This window comes from Pollutimonas harenae, assembly GCF_004153685.1.
Lineage (GTDB): Bacteria > Pseudomonadota > Gammaproteobacteria > Burkholderiales > Burkholderiaceae_B > Pusillimonas_C > Pusillimonas_C harenae.
Window position 1 is genome coordinate 93,897 of record NZ_SDQD01000004.1, and the last position, 20,250, is coordinate 114,146.

The following is a 20,250-nucleotide window of genomic DNA, read 5'->3' on the forward strand; positions in this document are numbered from 1 at the left end:
TCAGTGGCTTTGTATGATGTGCCGGCTCCGGCCAAGATCAATCTTTTTCTGCATGTCACGGGCCGTCGCAATGATGGCTACCACACACTGGAAACAGTATTCCGCTTCATTGATTTGTGCGACAGCCTGAGCTTTGACTTGCGCCACGATGGCAAGATTGAGCGCGATGCCGGGGCAGGTTTGCCAGGGCTGAAGGTAGAGGATGATCTGGTCTTGCGTGCGGCACGTGCGCTGCAGAAGGCAACCGGTACGACACAGGGCGCCCAGATTCGCTACGAAAAGCGCATACCTGCGGGCGGCGGGCTTGGAGGCGGTTCCAGTGATGCGGCCTCTACGCTTATTGCCTTGAACAGGCTCTGGCAGACTCATTTGAGTCGGGCCGAGCTAATGGCCCTGGCGCGGCCGTTGGGCGCTGATGTGCCTGTATTCATTTACGGACGCCCAGCCTTCGCACAGGGAATCGGTGATATCCTGTCGCCGGTCGATCTGCCGGAGCGCGCCTATCTTGTTGTACAGCCGCCGCAGCATGTGTCGACAGCTGATGTTTTTTCAGCACCTGATTTGACAAGAAATACAGCTTGCGTCAAAATATCGGTCTTTGCTGATTGGCAAAAAATCAACGCACCAAATAACGGGCTTTTTAAGAACGGCTTATTTGGCAGCAATGATCTTGAGTCAGTTGTTTTTACGCGGCATCCTTTGGTTGAGCAGGCAGTCAAATGTCTATCGAGGCAAGGGTACAGCGCAAGAATGAGCGGCTCTGGTGCATGTGTTTTTGTTGAGTTTGTAACTTTACAAGAGGCGCAGCTAGCCAGGCAGCAAATTATCAGTAAAATGTCTCGTGAAAACGATGATGCGTTTGTTCAAGGCGCCTGGGCTTGCCCCGGTTTGATTGAACATCCGCTTCTACACTGGATAAGCAGTTGAATTGGGGAATCGCCAAGCTGGTTAAGGCACTGGATTTTGATTCCAGCATGCGAAGGTTCGAATCCTTCTTCCCCAGCCACTTTTTCAGGCCGCAAGGCTTGTGCAGTTAACGTAAAGCTGTTGAGTCGGCCCCTAACGGCGGTGCTGGTCAACAGTTTTTTTGTTTAACGCTACGCAATTCTACCTCCGCCATGGCACACGACAGATTCATGATTTTTACCGGCACAGCTAACACACGTTTAGCGGTCGATGTTGCAAATCACCTAGATATGTCGCTCGGAAAAATGACCGTTGGCCGTTTTTCCGATGGCGAAGTCATGGTGGAAATCAACGAAAATGTTCGTGGTAAAGACGTTTTCGTCCTGCAGCCCACTTGTGCGCCCACCAACGATAATCTCATGGAAATCATGGTGATGGTCGATGCGCTGCGCCGTGCGTCGGCAGGTAAGATTACCGCTGCCATTCCTTATTTTGGTTATGCCCGCCAAGATCGCCGTCCGCGTTCTGCGCGCGTATCCATATCGGCCAAGGTTGTGGCCAATATGCTGCAGGTGGTTGGCGTTGATCGTGTCATGACCATGGACTTGCACGCCGACCAGATCCAGGGCTTTTTCGACATTCCCGTTGATAACATCTACGCCGGCCCCATCTTGTTGGGCGATATCTGGCGCCGCAACCACCAGAACCTGGTTGTGGTGTCGCCCGATATCGGTGGTGTAGTGCGGGCTCGTGCGCTGGCCAAGCAGCTGGAAGCTGACCTGGCCATTATCGATAAGCGCCGTCCGCGCGCCAATGTGTCTGAGGTCATGAACATCATCGGCGAAGTCGATGGCCGCACTTGTATCATCATGGACGACATGGTCGATACTGCCGGAACGCTATGCAAGGCGGCTCAGGCGCTCAAAGAGCGTGGGGCCACCTCGGTTTATGCCTATTGCACACATCCGGTATTGTCCGGTGGGGCAGTGCAACGTATTTTGGAATCCGAACTCGATGAGCTGGTCGTGACCGATACGATTCCCTTGTCCGAATCTGCGCGCGAGTGCAAGAAAATACGTCAGCTTTCCTGTGCTTCGCTATTGGGCGAAACCATGCTGCGTATTTCGAACGCCGAGTCGGTCAGTTCTTTGTTCGTCGATTAATCTTTTTGTTGTCTGCTGGTCGCGGCAGACAACAGCCGTTCGCGGCGCAATTTAGCGCTGCGTTTACCAACAGGGCCTGCGTCACTTCATAAGCAGCGCAGGTTCAAATGTAATTGGAGTCTTCCATGAAATTCAACGCCACTACGCGTAGCGATAAGGGTACGAGTGCGAGCCGCCGCCTGCGCCACGCTGGCCGTGTTCCCGCCATTGTTTACGGTGGTACTGCCGATCCCCTAAGCATTGAGCTCGACCACAACGAAATCTTCCACGCGCTGCGCAAAGAAGCTTTCCACGCATCCATTCTCGACATGCAACTTGATGGCAAGGGCCAGCAAGTATTGCTGCGTGCCGTTCAATGGCACCCCTACAAGCCGCAAGTTCTGCACGTCGACTTCCAGCGCGTCGATGCCAAGCAAACCATTACCACCAAGGTGCCCCTGCACTTCATCAACGGTGATGCTTCGCCCGCCGTCAAGATCAGTGGCCAGATCATCAGCCATGTCATGACCGAGCTCGAAGTCACCTGCTTGCCAGCTGATCTGCCACAAGCTATTGAAGTTGACCTGGGTGAATTGGACAGCGGCGGCAACGTCTACCTGTCAGACATCACTCTGCCACAAGGCGTGACCCACACTGTACACGGCGCTGAAAGCGATCTGGTCCTGGCAGCAGCCTTGGCCAAGCGTGGTGGCGACACGGCGGCAGAAGCCGGTGGTGACGATGCCGAAGGTACTCAGGAAGCTGCTGAATAAGCTTGTCCTTAAAGCCTTACAACCCCTGCCTGGCTTTGTGCCGGCGGGGGTTTTTCTTGTGTAGACTCTGATCATGACTCTTCCTGTACGCCTGATCATAGGGCTGGGTAATCCAGGCCCGGAATACGAAGCCACCCGTCACAATGCGGGTTTCTGGCTTGCCGATCATCTGGCCGACGATCTTAAAACCAGCTTCACCCTGGAAAAAGCCTTCTCGGCATGGGTGGCGAAAGGCCGCTACGAAGGTGAGGCCGTTATCATTGCCAAACCCGCTACTTTCATGAATCGGTCGGGGCAGGCTGCGGGCGCTTTATTACGCTTTTACAAGTTAGTGCCCGAGCAGGTGCTGGTGTTGCATGACGAGCTCGATCTATTGCCGGGCCAGGTCAAGCTCAAGCGCGCGGGCGGACATGCCGGCCATAATGGTTTAAGAGATATCCAGAGTGCATTGTCCAGTCCGGATTTCTGGCGCTTGCGTATAGGTATCGGCCATCCGCGCACACTGGGGTTGGCGCAACAAGTGGCTGCCTTCGTCTTGAATCCTCCGCGCCGCGAAGAGTTGACACAAATCGAAGGCGTCATAGATCGTTGCCGGGCCATTACCCCCGCATTGCTTCGTGGTGAGTTCGCGCAGGCAACGAACCAGCTGCACGAGGCTAATCGTGTCTGAGCGTGGTGCGGGTCTGGGTCGCACACCTGCCGCGTGCTTTCGCGATGAGCTGCGCGATTTTTTCCACTTTGTCGTGCATCCCCGTCTGGGGCCACGTTTGCCTGGCCGCCATGCCGGCAGCGGTTGGTGGGAAGATTGGTTCCCGGCCTTGTCGGTGGGGCGCTTGCTGAAGTGGGCTTTTTTCCTGTGGTCCGTCAATTTGGTGTTCCTGGGGCCTATTGCCGTGGCTGCCGCGACAGCCGGAGGCGCCACGCACCGTTTGAATATCCACAATATCCCATGGATGGCGGCTTTGGTTTGGGCTCCTATCGTAGAAGAATTGGTCTTTCGCTACGGCCTGCGGCGGGTCGGCGCGATATGGTGGCTGGTACCAGCCGCTGTGGCGGCCATGCTTATGGGTGCCACATGGAGCGGTATTTTGCTGCTGGCCGGAATTCTGTTGGTTTGCTGGATGCCTTATCTGGCCAATATTCCGTACGCACGCAAGCCCATCCCCTGGCGTTATCGCCTGGGCTATCGCCGGTTATTTCCGTGGGTCTTTCATGCGGCGTCTTTACTGTTTGCCGCAGTCCATCTATATAACTTTACGCTGCAGGCTGGCACGCCATGGTGGTTGTTCCCGCTGCTGGTGTTGCCACAGTGGCTTACGGGCTTGGTACTGGGATGGTTGCGTGTCAAGCGTGGAATAGGTGCATCCATGCTGTTGCATGGCATGTTCAATGGTGGGCCCTTGCTGGTGGTCTGGCTGGTGATCCAGTGGGCGCCCGACATGGCAGGTGCCTTGTAGATTGATATTGGCATTCATCGCCTACAATAAGCATCTTCTCGAATTTATCTTTACATATCAGGACACTCATGGCTTTGCAATGTGGCATTGTTGGTTTACCCAACGTCGGAAAATCAACCCTTTTCAATGCGGTGACCAAGGCCGGCATCGCTGCCGAAAATTACCCCTTTTGCACCATCGAGCCTAATGTAGGTGTGGTCGAAGTCCCTGATGTGCGCCTGGCTGCACTAGCCGACATCGTCAAGCCCGAGCGGATATTGCCGGCCGTGGTCGAGTTCGTTGATATTGCTGGGCTGGTGGCAGGTGCTTCCAAGGGTGAGGGCCTGGGCAATCAGTTTCTGGCCAATATTCGCGAAACCGACGCCATCGTGCACGTGGTGCGCTGCTTTGAAGATGAGAATGTCATTCACGTTGCCGGCCGTATCGATCCGATTTCTGACATTGAGGTCATCAATACCGAACTGGCCCTGGCCGACCTGGCCTCGGCCGAAAAGGCGCTGCAGCGCAACCAGAAAACCGCCCGGGCCGGTGACAAAGACGCCATCAAGATGGTGGCTTTACTCGAAAAAATCATTCCTGTGCTGAACGAGGCACGCCCGGTGCGCTCACTGGGCCTCGATGACGACGACCTGGCGCTTATCAAGCCCTTTTGCTTTATCACTGCCAAGCGCTGCATGTATGTCGCCAATGTCAAGGAAGACGGCTTCGAAAACAACGAGCACTTGGCTGCAGTCCAAAAATACGCCGAGGCCGAGAATGCCCCGGTTGTGGCTGTATGCGCCGCCGTCGAAGCCGAAATTGCCGAACTCGATGACGAAGATAAAAGCGTTTTCCTGGCCGATATGGGCATGGATGAGCCCGGCTTGAACCGTGTGATCCGGGCTGCTTATAGTTTGCTGGGCCTGCAAACCTATTTCACCGCGGGCGTCAAAGAGGTGCGTGCCTGGACCATCCTGATTGGCGACACCGCTCCCAGGGCGGCAGGCGTCATTCACACCGATTTCGAGCGCGGCTTCATCCGTGCTCAAACTATTGCCTTTGATGACTTCATTGCCTGCAAGGGAGAGCAAGGCGCCAAGGAAGCCGGCAAGATGCGGGCCGAGGGTAAAGAGTACGTGGTGAAAGACGGAGATGTGCTGAACTTTTTGTTTAATGTGTAAGCCCAATCTAAAACTGGAGTCGGGTTAATCAAGTCGTATTAATGGGGTATTCACGTATGCAATACCCCATTTTTTGAGTCCATGGCCAAAGGAAAGAATATGAACGAAGTCGACGTCACTCCTGATCTTAAATCTCAAAAAACGCTGACTACCATTATTTATGCGCTGTATGCTGCGTCGTTCTTTCTGGCGATCACAGCCATCGCGGCCATCGTCATCAATTATCTGAAGCAGGACGAGGTGCGCGGTACTTTCCTTGAAAGTCATTTTCGCTGGCAGATACGGACTTTCTGGTATGGCGTGCTGTGGGGGGTAATAGGCGCAGTGCTGCTATTTGTTTTTATAGGCTGGTTTGTATTGGTGGCGAATGCGGTGTGGTTAATTTACCGTCTGGTCAAAGGCTGGCTGAATCTGAACGATAACAAGCCCATGTACGCGTAAGGGCGCCGATTCAGGCGGGTATTGGCTGCTTGCCCGCCGCCTGTTTAGCGCCCGCCTGCTGCCGCCGGAGTGGCCAGTGTGAAGCCCTGCAATGGTAGCTTGACCGATACGGCACTGGCTATCAGCAACAATACCCCGGCGCTGCCAAATGAAACCCAGTGGGTGCCGAAGGTTTCATAACCCCATCCGCCCAGCCACGAGCTGATGGTGCCGCCTATCTGGTGGCCGAGATACGTCCAGCCGTACAGTATGCCTACTAGCCGCACGCCATAGATATCGGCCAGAATGGCTGACGATAACGCCACGCTGCCGGCCCAGACAATACCACCCACCGTGGCGGCCAAATACAGTTCCCACTGGGTGCCCACCATGACCAGGGCAAAAAAGCCCAGCCCGCGTATCAGGTAGATGGTGGCCAGTATGTTCTTGCGTGGAATGATGTCGGACAGGCGTCCGAGCACCAGGGTACTAAAAATGGCGGAAAACCCAATAAGACCTATGCCGAATGCGCCTGTCATGTGATCAAAGCCATGGTCCACCAGCATGGGGACTCCGTGCGCACCCAGCAAGTTCATGCTGTAGCCACAGGTAAACAGACCGAAGGCGACTTTCCAGAACGGAGCGGAACGTACGGCGTCGTGGACTTTCAGCTTGGCATAGGCTTCGGTGGGCGGTAGCGTCCGGGCCGGGCGCGCAGATGACTTGCTTGGTTGATCGGGCAGCAGATCGGTCTGGGCTGGGGCATCGTCGCGTATGACCAGGAAGGTCAGCGGCACCGTGACGATGGTGAGAAAGCACGCGAAGCCCAGTAGGGTAGTGCGCCAGTGCAGCGCGTCGATCATCAGGCTCAGTACTGGCGTGAGGATGGCAATGCCGGCCATTGAACCCGTAGACAGAAAAAACAGGGCCATGCCCCGTTGACGGGTGAACCAGCGGCTAAGGACTGGTGTAAGCGTGACCGGGCTGACGAAGCCCAGGCCTATAGAGAGCAAGATACCGAATGACAGAAGGAAGCTGATGGGGCCGGTGGCCCTGACGGCCCATGCTGCAGCGCCCAGCACCAGTGCCACGCCCAGGAGCAGCACAAAGCGCGTGCCGCGCACGGCGACCAGATGCCCTGCTACAGGCATGGCCAGGCCATAAAACAGCATGCCGATGGCAACGATGCCCGCCAGCATGCTACGGCTAAAGCCAAGATCTTCAGTGATGGGCAGGAAGAAAGGGCCTATGCCCATGCGCAAACCTACGGTCAGCATGGTCAGTGTGGCGGCGACCGCAACGATATTCCAGCCAAAATACCAGTTGCCGATGCGTGTGCGTGTCACGGGGTGTCTCCAGTTCGTATTGTGCAATTCTACCCGAGCAAGGCCGCTGCGTATCGTTCATAGAGCGCTTGCGTAATAGCTTGTTGACGATTGTCGCGCCGCTCGATCATTCCGATGTCGCGCGTGGGTGCATCCAAAGAGGAGGGCAAGGGGATTATTCTGATGTCGTTCAGGTCGTCGTCATGCTGTGTCTTGAGCAGCGGCAATATGGTTACGCCCACTTGGCGACGTACCAGACCCAGCAACTGTTCTATCGTGTTCAATTCAAGAAAATCTTCGGGCATGATGCCCATTTTTTGCAATACGCGATCAATCTGGCGGCCGGTGTGCTGGCTGCGGTCAAAGCGTAAAAATGGGTGTTGCATCAGGATATCTTGCGGCTGACGGGTGCGTATCGACACGTGCGTCATGATGCGCAGGGGTTCTTGGTAAAGCATGGTCCACCGGGTACCTGGATAGCGCCTCCCGGTACCCACCACAAAAGCAGCGTCGAGCTCTCCGCGAGCGACTTTATGTGTCAGTTCGGCGGATTTTCCAGACACCAGACGTATGCCCAGTTCCTTGTGTTCGCTTTTGAGCTGGGACACGATTTTGGCCAGGATGCTCATGCTGGATACGATGGCGCCGATGGTGAGTTGGCCGACAAACTGGCCGGCAGCCTGCTTGGGTTGGCGTATGCGGTCGTAATGATCCAGTAGCGCCTTGATTTCGGGTAGTAGTTCCTGGCCGGCAGCATTCAGCAAAGCAAGCCGACCGCTGCGGTCAAACAGCACGCGCCCGAACTCTTCTTCCAGGGCGCGCATCTGCAGGCTGACGGCTGCTTGCGTCAAGCCCACCGCTTCGGCGGCTTCCGAGAAAGACCCCAGCCGTGAAATGGCTACAAAGGTCCGCATGAAGCGAATTGAACTCATAAGAAAAACTTGTTAATGGTTTAAGAAATTAAATTGATCTAATGAAAGAAAGATAGTAGCTTATAGGGCTTTGCTTTTACTCGTATTCCAGGTGTTCGTGTCATGAAAAACTTTAATTGGGCCAATCCCTATCCTTCGATCCGCACGCCTCTGTTTGCGCGCAATGTGGTGTCTACCTCGCATCCGCTGGCAGCTCAGGCTGGATTACGCATCATGCTCAAAGGCGGCAATGCGATTGATGCGGCCATTGCCGCGGCCGCTACCATTACTTTGGTCGAGCCCGTTTCCTGTGGCATAGGCGGCGATTGCTTCGCCATCTTGTGGGATGGCAAAAAATTACATGGTTTGAATTCCTCGGGTACAGCGCCGGCCGCCTGGAATGTGGAGTATTTCAAGAAGAAATACGGGACCGATTCCAACGGCCTGGCCAAACAGCCCAAACGAGGCTGGGATACAGTCACCGTGCCAGGTGTGGTGGCTGGCTGGGCGAGCTTGCATGAAAAATTCGGCAAACTGCCGTTCGAAGATTTGTTCGAGCCGGCCATCGAGATTGCGGAGCGTGGTTATGCTGTTCCGCCCGTCGTTGCCGGGAAATGGGCCAAAGCAGCCGATGAACTGAAAGATCAGCCGGGTTTTGCCCAGGCTTTCATGCCCGATGGCCGAGCCCCCGCTATTGGCGAGCAGTTCAAGCTGGCCGGTGCAGCCCATACGCTCAAGCGCATAGCCCAGTCCAAGGGCCGTGATTTCTACGAAGGTGAGCTGGCTGAAAAAATAGCGGCTTTTGCCGCAGAAAACGGTGCCGCGCTCACGCTTGATGACTTGCGTTCTTATCAGCCCGAGTGGGTTGAGCCCATCGCCAAGGATTACCACGGCTACACCTTGCACGAGATCCCTCCGAACGGGCAAGGTATTGCCGCATTGATCGCACTGGGTATTGCCGAACGCTTCGATTTGCGCAATGTGCCGGTCGACTCGGTCCGTTCTCAGCATATACAAATCGAGGCCATGAAGCTGGCCTTTGCCGACGTTTACCAGTATGTGGCCGATCCCCGCAGCATGCCGGTAACGCCGCTGCAGATGCTGGACGACAACTATCTGGACAGTCGCGCCAAGCTGATACGTCTGGACCAGGCGGTGCAGCATGAAGCTGGCCGGCCACATGCCGGCGGTACTATTTATTTGTCGGCCGCCGACGAAAACGGCATGATGATTTCCTTTATTCAATCCAACTACATGGGCTTTGGCTCGGGCGTGGTTGTGCCGAATACGGGTATCAGCCTGCAGAATCGTGGCGTCGGTTTTTCGATGGACCCGGTGTCGCCCAATGTGGTCGAAGGCGGAAAAAGGCCTTTCCATACGATTATTCCAGGATTTGTGACCCGTGCGGGCAAGCCGGTCATGAGCTTTGGTGTCATGGGTGGCGATATGCAGCCTCAGGGGCACTTGCAGACCCTGATCCGCATGATCGATTACGATCAGCAACCTCAGGCAGCATGCTGCGCACCACGCTGGAAAGTGAATCGTGATTTCACTCTCGATATCGAACCCAATATGGACGGCCAGGTCGTTGATGGCCTCAGGTCACTGGGACACCAGATGCATTCGGTCAATGACCCCTATATGGATTTTGGCGCCGGACAATTCATATGGCGTATGTCCGAAAACAATAACGAACATGGTTACGTGGCAGCCAGCGATGCGCGTCGTGATGGTCAGGCGGTCGGATTTTAAACATCAATAAATCAGTCCAAGGAGACACAATGAAAAAATTACCGGTATTGTTTGGAGCCCTGTTGCTGGGTGTAGCGGCGGGCGCACAGGCGCAAGAACTGCGCATAGGCATGCAGGACGACCCCGATACGCTCGATCCGCATCGTTCGCGTACTTATGCTGCGCGCATTGTGTTCACCTCTATGTGCGACAAGCTGCTCGACATCAACGAAAAGCTGCAGTTTGTGCCCAGGCTGGCCAAATCCTGGTCCTGGGACGACAGCAATACCGTACTGACCATGAAACTGCGTGATGATGCCGTGTTTCACGACGGCAGCAAGTTCGATGCGCAGGCGGCCAAGGCCAATCTTGAGCGGGCCATCACCATGCCCGAAAGCCAGCGCAAGAGCGAGCTGGCATCGGTTGCATCGGTCGAGGCGCCCGACGCTACAACCTTGGTCATCAAGGTCAAGCAGCCCGATGCGCCCTTGCTGGCACAGTTGTCCGACCGCGCCGGCATGATGTTGTCACCGCAAAGTTTCGCGGGTGCCGACAGTACATCCACAGTAGGGCGTCAGCCGGTATGTTCGGGCCCATACAAGTTCGTGAAGCGCGTACAGAATGACCGCATTGTTCTCGAAAAATTCGACCAGTACTACGATGCCAAGGAATTTGCCTTTTCCAAGGTGGTCTTCCTGCCCATCCCCGACTCAACCGTACGCTTGTCCAATTTGCGTTCCGGCGGCATTGATATTCTTGAACGAGCCAATCCCAGCGATATTCCGCAAATCAAGGAAGATGCCAACCTGGTGTTCAAGCCGGTTACCGGACTGGGGTTCCGCCAGTTCATGTTCAATGTCAGCAATGGCGAAGGTGCCAAAGACAACCCATTTGCCGATAAGCGCGTGCGCCAGGCGTTTCAGCTGACCATAGACCGCAGCGCTATCAGCGAGGTCATCGGAGGCGGACTTTTCCCGCCGGCACAACAACCTTTTCCACTGGCCAGCCCTTACCTGAGCGACAAATTCCCGGTTGTAAAGCCTGATATTGCCAAAGCCAAGGCTTTGCTGAAAGAAGCCGGCATGGAAACAGTGCAAGCCCAGCTTACGTTTGCCAATAACACCATTGAGGCTTCCACAGCCGAAATCGTACAGGCCATGGCCGCTCAGGCGGGCATCCAGCTGAGCCTGCGTCCCACCGAATACGCCGCCATGTTGGCTGAGTCTTCCAAGGGGAATTTCCAGATGGATATGCGCGGTTGGTCGGGCCGGGTTGATCCTGACGGCAATATTTTCTCGTTTGTGACTTGCAAAGGCACCTTGAACGATAGCAAGTACTGCAACCCAAAAGTTGACGAACTGCTGACCAAGGCGCGTACTGTATCTGACGAAGCTAAGCGCAAAGAGATCTACGATCAGGCGCAAGCCATTCTGCAAGAAGACATGCCCAGCATGTATATCTATTACCAACCCTGGTTCTTTGCCACCAGCAAGAAAGTCCAGGGCTTTGAACCATTCCCCGACGGTATGATCCGTTTGCGTGGCGTTACTTTGTCGGCCAGCTAAACCGATATAAACCCTGGCCGTGTTGCTTGCATGTCGTAGCCTCCTGGCTGCGGCATGCACGACGGGCTTCTGGGCCAGCGGAATTTCATCGCATGTTCAAGCTTATTTTGCGCCGTATCATTGTTGCCGTCCCCACGCTGATACTGGTTTCCATCATTATTTTTGGCCTGCAGAAAATTCTGCCGGGCGATCCGGTTCTGGCTATGGCCGGCGAAGAGCGCGATCCGGCTGTCTTGAATTTTCTACGAGAAAAATACCGGCTCAACGATCCCCTGCACGAGCAATATTTTGCCTGGGTGCAAGAAGTGGCGAAGGGTAATCTGGGTATTTCGCTGCGTACCGATATTCCAGTCACCACCCTGATTGCGCAGAAGCTGCCGGTCACGTTCCAACTGGCGGTCATGGCCATGTTCTTTGCCCTGCTGGTGGGTATTCCGCTCGGAATACTGGCGGCGGTGCGCAAGGGGACGCGTGTCGAATTTGCCGCCAACCTATTTGCGCTGTCGGGCATGTCGATTCCCAATTTCTGGCTGGGTATCATTCTGATCATGATTGTTTCGGTGTGGCTGGGGTGGCTGCCTGCTTCGGGTTATGTGCCGCCCAGTACCAATTTCGGGCTTTCCGTGAAAACCATGCTGATGCCTGCCGTGGTGCTGTCTACGGCGCTCAGCGCCTACCTGATGCGGCATACCCGCTCCGCCATGCTGGAGGCGCTCAATGCAGACTATGTGCGCACGGCCAGGGCCAAAGGCGCGTCCGAAAAAATAGTGGTGCTGCGTCATGCCTTGCGCAACGCCCTGATGCCTATCGTAACCTTGGTGACCATACTGTTTGGCGAGCTCTTGGCTGGGGCGGTCCTGACCGAGCAGATCTTTGGTATTCCGGGGTTCGGCAAGTTGCTGGTTGATGCGGTTTTCAATCGTGACTACGCAGTCGTGCAGGGAGTCGTCCTGTGCATTGCGATCGGCTTTATTGTCCTGACCCTTGTGGCCGATATTCTGTACACATTGATTAATCCACGCTTGAGGTACGCATGACGACACACGCACTTCAAGGGTCGGCCACTGTGCCAGCAAAACGCCGCAATCGCGCCTGGGCCAAGTTCCGGCGCAGCCGTTCTGCCCTTTTGGGGGCGGCGATTGTGCTCCTGTTTGTGTTATTGGCCATATTGGCTCCGCTGATTGCGGCCTATGATCCGGCTCAGGTCAGCTTTACCGCCATACGCAAGGCACCTTCCATGGCTCACTGGCTGGGCACTGATGAGCTGGGACGTGATATTTTCAGCCGCATGGTGTTCGGTGCGCGTGCGTCCTTGCTGGCAGGCATGTGTTCGGTGTTGATTGCCTTGGCGGTAGGCGTGCCGTTTGGCTTGCTGGCCGGCTATTTTGGCGGTTTGGTCGATGGCTGCATTTCTCGTGCCACCGAAGCCTTGCTTTCGATTCCCTTTCTGATCCTGGCGATTGCTCTGGCTGCCTTTCTTGGGCCCAGCCTGGTCAATGCCATGATAGCCATTGGGGTATCGGCTGCGCCCCTGTTCATACGCCTGGCGCGCGGCCAAGTGCTGGCCATCAAGAACGAAGACTACGTGCAGAGCACGCGCTCGCTAGGCGCGTCGAACACGCGGATCATCTTGCGGCATATATTGCCTAATGTCATGCCAGCCCTGATTGTGCAGGCCACCATCATGATTGCAAGCGCTATTATCGCCGAGGCCAGCCTGTCGTTCCTGGGCCTGGGCCTGCAGCCGCCAAATCCGTCCTGGGGTTCCATGCTCAATACGGCCAAGAATTTCATGAGCCAGGCCCCCTGGATGTCGATCTTCCCGGGTTCGGCCATTTTCCTGGTGGTGTTTGGATTCAATTTGCTGGGGGACGGTCTGCGTGACGCCCTGGATCCGCGTCAGAGTCATTAACGCTATGCAAATCACAGACAATAAGCGCGTCCTGCAGGTCAACCAATTGGCTGTGACCTTTATTACGCCCGAGCGCAAGGTTGAGGCTGTTCGTGACCTATCGTTCCATGTTGACCAGGGCGAGACGCTGGCGATCGTGGGCGAGTCGGGGTCAGGCAAGTCGGTGACTTCATTGTCATTGATGCGACTGATCGAATTCGGTAACGGACGAATCACACAGGGTGAGATACAACTGCGCCGCGGCGACGGCCGTTGGCAGGACTTGGCCACTACATCAGAAGCCGGCATGCGTGCTATACGGGGCGCCGAGATCGCCATGATCTTTCAGGAGCCCATGACCTCCTTGAATCCCAGTTTTACTGTAGGCAGTCAGATTGCCGAAGCATTGCACTTGCACCAGGGCATGGATGCAAAGGCCGCGCAGGCCGAGACCCTACGTTTGCTGGAGGTCGTGCGAATTCCCGACGCACGCGCCGTGCAGGGCCGTTATCCCCACCAGTTGTCGGGGGGCATGCGTCAGCGCATCATGATTGCGATGGCCTTATCGTGCCGCCCCCAGGTTCTGATTGCCGATGAACCAACGACGGCGCTCGACGTCACTATCCAGGCACAGATTCTGCAATTGATACGACAGCTGCAGCAGGACATGAACATGGGGGTGATCTTCATCACCCACGACATGGGCGTGGTTGCTGAGGTGGCTGACCGGGTCATGGTCATGCATCGTGGTATCAAGGTCGAAGAGAACCATGCCGGCGATATTTTCCTGCGGCCGCAACATCCTTACACCCGGGCGTTGTTGTCGGCAGTGCCGAAATTGGGGGCAATGAAAGGCAGCAGCGCACCTGCTCCCTTCACCCTGCTTGATGTTTCAGGCAAGCTGGCCACGACATCTGACCCAGCGCCGGCCAGCACCGCACGCTACGATCAGGCGCCGCTATTGCAGGTAGACAAGCTGGTGACACGCTTCGACCTTGCCAGTGGTCTCCTCGGCCGGGTCAGGCACCGGGTGCATGCCGTCGAGCAGGTCAGTTTCGAACTGTATCCCGGAGAAACACTGGCGGTAGTGGGGGAGTCGGGCTGCGGCAAGACCACGACAGGCCGTTCACTGGCCCAGCTGGAGGCTGCTTGCGGCGGCAAGGTCATATTCGAAGGGCAAGATGTCAGCTTGCTGCGTGGGCGCGACATGCAAGCCTTGCGCAGGCACATCCAGTTTATATTTCAAGATCCTTTCGCTTCGCTGGACCCGCGTGTAACGGTCGGTTATTCAATCATGGAGCCTTTGCTGATACATGGCGTAGCCAAGGGGCGTGCAGCCGAGGAGCGGGTTCGGTGGCTCATGGAAAAGTGCGGCCTGGCGCCCGAGATGGCTGATCGTTACCCACACGAGTTCTCGGGCGGGCAGCGCCAGCGCATCTGCATTGCGCGTGCTCTGGCGCTCAACCCCAAAGTCATTATTGCAGACGAATCGGTGTCGGCGCTGGATGTGTCGATCCAGGCGCAAATCGTCAATCTGCTGCTGGATCTGCAGCGTGAGCTTGGCTTGGCCATTCTGTTCATTTCGCACGATATGGCGGTGGTTGAGCGCATCAGTCACCGCGTGGTGGTGATGTACTTGGGGCAGGTGGTGGAAATCGGCCCTCGGCAGGCCATATTTGAACAAGCTCAGCACCCCTATACCCGGAAGTTGATGGAAGCGGTTCCGATCGCCGATCCCGCTTCACGTCATCGCAGCCATTCGCTTTTGGTGGATGAGATTCCCAGTGTGGTGCGTAGTGTGAATGACCTGCCTGTCGTCGAGCCGCTGGTGCAGGTTGGTGAGGGGCATTTTGTTGCCCGCCATTCCGTAGGGGTGTACTGAACAGAAGATTTTCAGTGGATGTGCACAATTTCCCGAGTAGGTGGCATGGCTTAACAGGTATTTAGCCCTAAAATAGTCCACAATAGTCGTTTACACCTACTTTTGCACGGAGCCCCTGTTTCATGAGCCGTATCGTCCTGTTTGAAAACATTCACCCCAGCGCCAAAGAAGTCTTTACCGCAGCAGGTATGGACGATGTCATCACGCACGCCTCCTCGTTGCCGGCCGACGCCTTGCGTGAAGCCTTGCGCAGTGCGCACATTGTAGGCATACGATCGCGCACGCATCTTGATGCCGAGTTGCTGGCTCAGGCCCCCGATCTGCGGGCTGTGGGATGTTTCTGCATCGGTACCAATCAGGTTGACCTAGATGCCGCCATGCTGCATGGCATACCGGTTTTCAACGCTCCGTTCTCAAATACGCGTTCGGTAGCCGAACTGGTGCTGGGTGAAGCCATATTATTGTTGCGGCGCATCCCTGAAAAAAATGCGCGTGTGCACCAAGGCCATTGGGACAAAACGGCCGAGGGTGCCTTCGAAGCACGCGGAAAAACGCTGGGCATCATAGGCTACGGCAATATTGGCTCGCAAGTGGGCACGCTTGCCGAAGCAGCGGGCATGCGGGTGGTTTTCCATGATGTCGAAGCCAAGCTCCCTTTGGGTAACGCACGGGCCACGACTTCGCTAAAAAAACTGCTGGCGCAGTCTGATGTCGTCACGCTGCACGTTCCCGGCGGCAAAGGTACGGCCAATATCATGAATGCCACGGCTATTGCCGCCATGAAGCCGGGTTCCATCCTGATCAACGCATCCCGCGGCACCGTCGTCGACATCGCCGCCTTGCACGAAGCCCTGAAGTCAGGCCATTTGTCGGGGGCGGCACTCGATGTTTTCCCCTCCGAGCCAAAAAGCGTCGACGAACCGCTGGCCAGCCCTCTGATCGGCATGCATAACGTGTTGCTTACGCCGCATATCGGCGGCAGTACACAAGAGTCCCAGGAAAACATCGGTCGCGAAGTCGCCGAGAAACTATTGCGTTTTGTCCTGAGCGGCACCACAAAGGGCGCCGTCAACTTCCCCGAAATTTCCTATCAGGAAGCCACCGGCGCTGCTCGCATTCTGCATGTGCACCGCAACCTGCCGGGCGCCATGGGCACGCTCAGCAACATGATGGCCGAGCATGGGCTTAATATTGTCAGCCAGCAGCTGCAGACTCTCGGTCAGATCGGCTATGTGATTTCCGACGTCGAGGGCAAGGTTGACGACACGGTGATGTCGGTATTGCGGGCGCACCCTATTACGGTCCGCTGTGACGTGGTCTAGCATGGTCGGGTTCATATCGCCCAGGTAGCGTAGCCATATGATTGCTTCCAGGAAAGCCGTAGGCCAGCCCAAGGGCAGGCCTACACAAGACGATTATCAGATGCTGGCTGCCTTTCGCCTGACGCTACGGCGTTATCATGGATTCAGCGAATTGGCTGCACTGCAAGAGGGGCTTAAGCCGCAGCAGCATCAGGCGCTCTTGTCGATTAAGGCATTAAGTGCAAAGACGCCACCGAGCGTGGGCGATGTGGCAGAGCAGTTGTTGATACGTCCTCATAGTGCGGTGGAACTCATCAACCGGCTCGGGCGTATGGGCCTTGTCAAACGCCTGAAGGATCCTGATGACGGGCGAAAAGTACGTATAGCGCTGACCGCGTTAGCAGAAGAAAAATTGGCAGTGCTGTCTGCCACCCACCTGAATGAACTGAACTCCTTGCGGCCCTTGCTGATGAAATTACTGCGTAATATTCAGCCCTAGGCATTACCGGCGGTTACTCGTCTTGTCCAGTTTGGCGAAGGTGACGGGGGCTGTCGTACCTTCTGTGGGGCGCGGAATGATGTCGGCCAAAGTGTAGCGGTCGAGGTGCTGCATGAACTGTTGCAGGGCGCCGTCGATGATTGTTGTCAGATTGCATTGGCCGCTAAGCGTACAGGCGTTGTCTGCCACGAAGCATTCAACCAGGGCCAGGTCGTTTTCAGTGTCGCGCACCACTGCACCCAAATTGATTTCTTCGGGTAGATGAGCCAGACGCATGCCGCCGTTTTTGCCGCGTATGGTTTCCAGCCAGCCGCGCTGGGCCAGGCGATGCGTTATCTTCATCAGATGTGGTTCAGATATGCGGTAGGCCTGGGCGATTTCGGCAATCGTGCATAGGCGATCAGGATGCCGGCCTACATACATGAGCAAGCGCATCGCATAATCAGTCATGGTAGTCAGCCGCATGATGTGCTTTCCGCCATTACGACGCGCGAGGGCGTATGAGCATGGGAACAAAGCGCCACAAATAGAGGGCCATGGCTGCTATCCAGCTCAGTGCACTGGCGTCCAGCAGCATCAGGCTGGCGTTGCTGGGCCAGAGTGCCGCCAATCGCAGTACAACGGCAACGATCACCAGGTAGTAGCTGAGCAGCATGCTGTTGTCCAGTTTGAGGGGGTGACCCAGGTGTCCGAGAGCGGTGCGTGTGAGCATGCCTATGATCAGAACGGAGAAACCACCCATGCCTATGATGTGCACATGCACGGCTGATCGCGTGAGCACGCCGCTGGCCAGTCCGCTCGAGTGCCAGGCGGCAAACAGCAAGCCTATGCCCATGGCGATGTAGCCCAGGTACAGGATCCAGAGCATGGGTTTGTGCAGTATGGCTAGCGGCTTCCAGCGCACGGTTTGCCATAGGCTGATGACGCCTGTTATGGCCAATGCCACCGCCATGAGACGGTGCTGACCGGCAATGCCCAGAATTATGGCCAGAATGCTGACCACCATTTGTATATGGCCGCTACGTACCTGCATGGGAATGTCCAGCCCGGGCACCATGCGCATCGAGAAAAAGGGGATGACCCGGCGGGCAATAAGCAAGGCGATGACGGCCATGCAGATCAGGCCGAGGTCAAAGCGCTGCATCAGTAATACGTAATCGCCGCTAAGCGCTGCACGCAAATACAAGGCGTCGGCTATGCCCAGGCCCAGGACCAGAAGGGGAAGGCCGTAATTGCGACGACTCTTTCCTTTGATCATGACACGCATCAGGCAGATTGCACTGATGACGAAAAACGCCAGCTCACTGGCGCAGGCGACATGTGTGGCGATGTCGCCGCCGATAAGGAAGCCGCCACGTGCCACGACCCATAACAGGCACACCAGCCCAAGCGGGGTGCCTTTCAGGGGATTGAAACCCGTCCAGGTGGCGCTGGCCGTCAGCAAAAATGCGACGGCAATCGTGGCAATAAAGCCCCATAACATTTCGTGAGCGTGCCAGGCCATGCCTGCCAGTGGGGCATTGAGCCATTGCGGCGCGAAGATCCAGATGGCTATGGAAATAAGAGCCCAACCGCCGCCTGCAATGTATAGAGGCCTGAAACCGAGGCTAAGGAACGCCTGCATATCGGGTCGAGTTCCGGTTTTGGGCGGCGTGAGGGAGTGCAGCGACTCAGCCATGGCTGATCTCCGTAAGGGGCGTGTCAGGATGCCGGTTCAATTGGTAGCCATACCAGAGGCTGCGGGCGATGCGCTGTGCGTATTCGTCGGCGCGTTCGGCAAAAGCCTTATTGGGCAGTTCCTGGGTGGTTTGATGGAAAAGGGCCAGCCACTGGCTGAACAGTTCGGCCTTCAGGCCGGGCAGAGCGACGTGTTTGGGCATGGGCGTGCCGCTGTACGAACCTGTACCCAGCAGCATGGATGACCAGAATTGCACCATGATGTGCAGATGCTTGTCCCAATCATCGATATGCTCGTCAAAAATAGGGCCTAGCGCAGTGTCGGCGCGTATGCGGTCATAAAAGTTGTAGACCAGCGTTTTGATTTCTTCTTCGGTGCAGAGTTCGCCTCTAGCCATGTGGATTCCAGCGAGGAGGTTGAAAGAAAGGCCGTGCGTGAGCAGGGTGGCACTATTAAAGATTTATTTAATAGTAATCTTATAAAAAAACTGGCTGACCGTCAATGCGGACAGGTGGCAGTCCGTGCTATTTTCGCCTGCCGGTGAAGCTTCAGGTTTCAAGGCTGGGGCGACGAGGGGGCTGGGCTGTCGGGCAGTGTGGTGCTGCCTGCACCCAGGGCGCGTTGCATGAACACGACATCTATCCATTGATTGAACTTGAAGCCTGTGGCTGGCTGAGTGCCCGCATGAGTGAAGCCCAGGCTGCGATGCAGGCCTATGGAGGCCAGATTATTGTTGCCGGCAATCACGGCGATCATCTGGCGCCACGGACCTTGTTCGCAGCGATTGATAAGCGCGTGCAGCAGCATTTTGCCCAAGCCTCGGCCCATCTGGTTTTCGGCCAGGTAAATGGAGTTTTCAAGGGTATAGCGGTAGGCCGCGCGAGGGCGATAGGACGATGCATAACAATACCCAGCTATCTGGCCATTGGACTCGGCCAGGAGGTATGGCAGGCCTAATGAGACGATATGAGCAAGCCGGGCCTGCATTTCCTGAACGGAAGGAGGGATCTCTTCGAAGGTTGCCGTGCCTCGCAGAACGTGGTGGGCGTATATGGCTTGTATTGCAGCCATATCATCGGGTGTGGCATCGCGTATTATAGTGGTGGCGCTAGTGTCGCTGTCGTCGGTAAAGCTGGGTTCGGGGGCTTGCGTAGGGCTGGCACTGGTCATACTATTTCCTCAGGCAAAACGCGGAATACGTCATTTCAAGTATATACACCAGGAGGTCTCTATGTCTGTTCCCATCAATGCACTGACTGATAATTTTGCCGTAGCACCACAGCTTGCTCCGGAAGACATGCAGGCCGTGGCAGATGCTGGTTTTAAAAGCGTGATTATCAATCGCCCAGACCTCGAAGGTGGGCCCGATCAGCCGCTGTCCAACGAAGTCATGACTGCGGCTCGTGTGGCCGGACTCGAGGTCGTTTATCAGCCAGTCGTCAGCGGTGCCATGACGCCTGACGATGTGGTGCAGTTTGCCAAAAACCTTGAATCGTTGCCCGCGCCCGTACTGGCCTTTTGCCGGACAGGTACCCGTTGCACGTACTTGTTTCAGGCTGCCAGTGCTTTATGATGTCTTTGATGTTGCTCAACACTAGGCAGTGTATTT

21 protein-coding genes and 1 tRNA gene are annotated in these 20,250 nt (G+C 56.1%); 16 read left to right on the plus strand and 6 right to left on the minus strand.

Annotated elements, in window-relative coordinates; all coding sequences use genetic code 11:
- The first annotated feature begins 3 nt into the window (after positions 1 to 3).
- From ispE to ERD84_RS15260, 8 genes are all read left to right on the plus strand, one after another.
- A complete protein-coding gene (ispE, locus tag ERD84_RS15225; protein ID WP_130040525.1) occupies positions 4 to 927 on the plus strand; it encodes a 4-(cytidine 5'-diphospho)-2-C-methyl-D-erythritol kinase in 924 nt (307 codons plus the stop codon).
- A 2-nt stretch (positions 928 to 929) separates the two neighbouring features.
- Positions 930 to 1,006: transfer RNA gene (locus tag ERD84_RS15230), tRNA-Gln, on the plus strand.
- Positions 1,007 to 1,118: 112 nt separating this feature from the next.
- Positions 1,119 to 2,069 carry a ribose-phosphate pyrophosphokinase gene (locus ERD84_RS15235; RefSeq protein ID WP_041682677.1) on the plus strand — a complete coding sequence of 317 codons (951 nt, stop codon included), beginning with the start codon at positions 1,119 to 1,121 and terminating at the stop codon, positions 2,067 to 2,069.
- 125 nt (positions 2,070 to 2,194) lie between these two features.
- Complete coding sequence (locus ERD84_RS15240) at positions 2,195 to 2,821, plus strand: 50S ribosomal protein L25/general stress protein Ctc (RefSeq protein ID WP_130040526.1); 627 nt, start codon at positions 2,195 to 2,197, stop codon at positions 2,819 to 2,821.
- A 73-nt stretch (positions 2,822 to 2,894) separates the two neighbouring features.
- Entirely contained in the window at positions 2,895 to 3,491 is a 597-nt protein-coding gene (gene pth, locus ERD84_RS15245) for an aminoacyl-tRNA hydrolase (protein ID WP_130040527.1), read from the plus strand.
- Positions 3,484 to 4,278: a CPBP family glutamic-type intramembrane protease gene (locus ERD84_RS15250; RefSeq protein WP_245150721.1), complete on the plus strand. Its 795-nt coding sequence runs from the start codon at positions 3,484 to 3,486 to the stop codon at positions 4,276 to 4,278. Before pth ends, ERD84_RS15250 begins: the two co-directional genes overlap by 8 nt.
- A gap of 68 nt (positions 4,279 to 4,346) precedes the next feature.
- Positions 4,347 to 5,438: a redox-regulated ATPase YchF gene (ychF, locus tag ERD84_RS15255; protein ID WP_130040528.1), complete on the plus strand. Its 1,092-nt coding sequence runs from the start codon at positions 4,347 to 4,349 to the stop codon at positions 5,436 to 5,438.
- A 99-nt stretch (positions 5,439 to 5,537) separates the two neighbouring features.
- On the plus strand, positions 5,538 to 5,879 hold the full coding sequence (locus tag ERD84_RS15260; protein WP_130040529.1) for a DUF4870 family protein: 342 nt from the start codon (positions 5,538 to 5,540) through the stop codon (positions 5,877 to 5,879).
- 44 nt (positions 5,880 to 5,923) lie between these two features.
- On the opposite strand, the gene ERD84_RS15265 is transcribed toward ERD84_RS15260, so the two are convergent.
- Positions 5,924 to 7,204 (minus strand): MFS transporter, encoded by a 1,281-nt coding sequence (locus ERD84_RS15265; RefSeq protein ID WP_130040530.1) that lies wholly within the window; start codon positions 7,202 to 7,204, stop codon positions 5,924 to 5,926.
- A gap of 29 nt (positions 7,205 to 7,233) precedes the next feature.
- Positions 7,234 to 8,115 (minus strand): LysR family transcriptional regulator, encoded by an 882-nt coding sequence (locus ERD84_RS15270; RefSeq protein ID WP_130040531.1) that lies wholly within the window; start codon positions 8,113 to 8,115, stop codon positions 7,234 to 7,236.
- Positions 8,116 to 8,217: 102 nt separating this feature from the next.
- On the opposite strand from ERD84_RS15270, the gene ERD84_RS15275 reads away from it, so the two are divergent.
- The 7 genes from ERD84_RS15275 to ERD84_RS15305 all read left to right on the plus strand — a co-directional run bounded on the left by ERD84_RS15275 (position 8,218) and on the right by ERD84_RS15305 (position 16,963).
- Positions 8,218 to 9,846 (plus strand): gamma-glutamyltransferase family protein, encoded by a 1,629-nt coding sequence (locus ERD84_RS15275; RefSeq protein ID WP_130040532.1) that lies wholly within the window; start codon positions 8,218 to 8,220, stop codon positions 9,844 to 9,846.
- Positions 9,847 to 9,875: 29 nt separating this feature from the next.
- Complete coding sequence (locus tag ERD84_RS15280; RefSeq protein ID WP_130040533.1) at positions 9,876 to 11,390, plus strand: ABC transporter substrate-binding protein; 1,515 nt, start codon at positions 9,876 to 9,878, stop codon at positions 11,388 to 11,390.
- A 92-nt stretch (positions 11,391 to 11,482) separates the two neighbouring features.
- Positions 11,483 to 12,427 carry an ABC transporter permease gene (locus ERD84_RS15285; RefSeq protein ID WP_130040534.1) on the plus strand — a complete coding sequence of 315 codons (945 nt, stop codon included), beginning with the start codon at positions 11,483 to 11,485 and terminating at the stop codon, positions 12,425 to 12,427.
- Positions 12,424 to 13,302 (plus strand): ABC transporter permease, encoded by an 879-nt coding sequence (locus ERD84_RS15290; protein WP_130040535.1) that lies wholly within the window; start codon positions 12,424 to 12,426, stop codon positions 13,300 to 13,302. The genes ERD84_RS15285 and ERD84_RS15290 overlap by 4 nt, the downstream gene beginning before the upstream one ends.
- A gap of 4 nt (positions 13,303 to 13,306) precedes the next feature.
- Positions 13,307 to 15,163: a dipeptide ABC transporter ATP-binding protein gene (locus ERD84_RS15295; protein ID WP_130040536.1), complete on the plus strand. Its 1,857-nt coding sequence runs from the start codon at positions 13,307 to 13,309 to the stop codon at positions 15,161 to 15,163.
- Between the two features lie 122 nt (positions 15,164 to 15,285).
- Entirely contained in the window at positions 15,286 to 16,485 is a 1,200-nt protein-coding gene (serA, locus tag ERD84_RS15300; protein ID WP_130040537.1) for a phosphoglycerate dehydrogenase, read from the plus strand.
- A 37-nt stretch (positions 16,486 to 16,522) separates the two neighbouring features.
- A complete protein-coding gene (locus ERD84_RS15305; protein WP_130040538.1) occupies positions 16,523 to 16,963 on the plus strand; it encodes a MarR family winged helix-turn-helix transcriptional regulator in 441 nt (146 codons plus the stop codon).
- A 3-nt stretch (positions 16,964 to 16,966) separates the two neighbouring features.
- Here ERD84_RS15305 and ERD84_RS15310 read toward each other — a convergent pair whose 3' ends face one another.
- The 4 genes from ERD84_RS15310 to ERD84_RS15325 all read right to left on the minus strand — a co-directional run bounded on the left by ERD84_RS15310 (position 16,967) and on the right by ERD84_RS15325 (position 19,811).
- The gene (locus tag ERD84_RS15310; protein ID WP_130040539.1) at positions 16,967 to 17,428 is read right to left on the minus strand and encodes an RrF2 family transcriptional regulator; all 462 of its coding nucleotides are present in this window, start codon (positions 17,426 to 17,428) and stop codon (positions 16,967 to 16,969) included.
- A 16-nt stretch (positions 17,429 to 17,444) separates the two neighbouring features.
- Positions 17,445 to 18,641, minus strand: a complete 1,197-nt coding sequence (locus ERD84_RS15315) for an NnrS family protein (RefSeq protein ID WP_130040540.1) — start codon at positions 18,639 to 18,641, stop codon at positions 17,445 to 17,447.
- Positions 18,634 to 19,038, minus strand: coding sequence for a group III truncated hemoglobin (locus ERD84_RS15320; protein ID WP_130040541.1), 405 nt, complete (start codon positions 19,036 to 19,038; stop codon positions 18,634 to 18,636). Before ERD84_RS15320 ends, ERD84_RS15315 begins: the two co-directional genes overlap by 8 nt.
- A gap of 158 nt (positions 19,039 to 19,196) precedes the next feature.
- The gene (locus ERD84_RS15325; RefSeq protein ID WP_130040542.1) at positions 19,197 to 19,811 is read right to left on the minus strand and encodes a GNAT family N-acetyltransferase; all 615 of its coding nucleotides are present in this window, start codon (positions 19,809 to 19,811) and stop codon (positions 19,197 to 19,199) included.
- A 61-nt stretch (positions 19,812 to 19,872) separates the two neighbouring features.
- Between ERD84_RS15325 and ERD84_RS15330 the strand changes: the two genes are divergently transcribed.
- Positions 19,873 to 20,214, plus strand: a complete 342-nt coding sequence (locus ERD84_RS15330; RefSeq protein ID WP_130040543.1) for a protein tyrosine phosphatase family protein — start codon at positions 19,873 to 19,875, stop codon at positions 20,212 to 20,214.
- Positions 20,215 to 20,250: the final 36 nt, after the last annotated feature.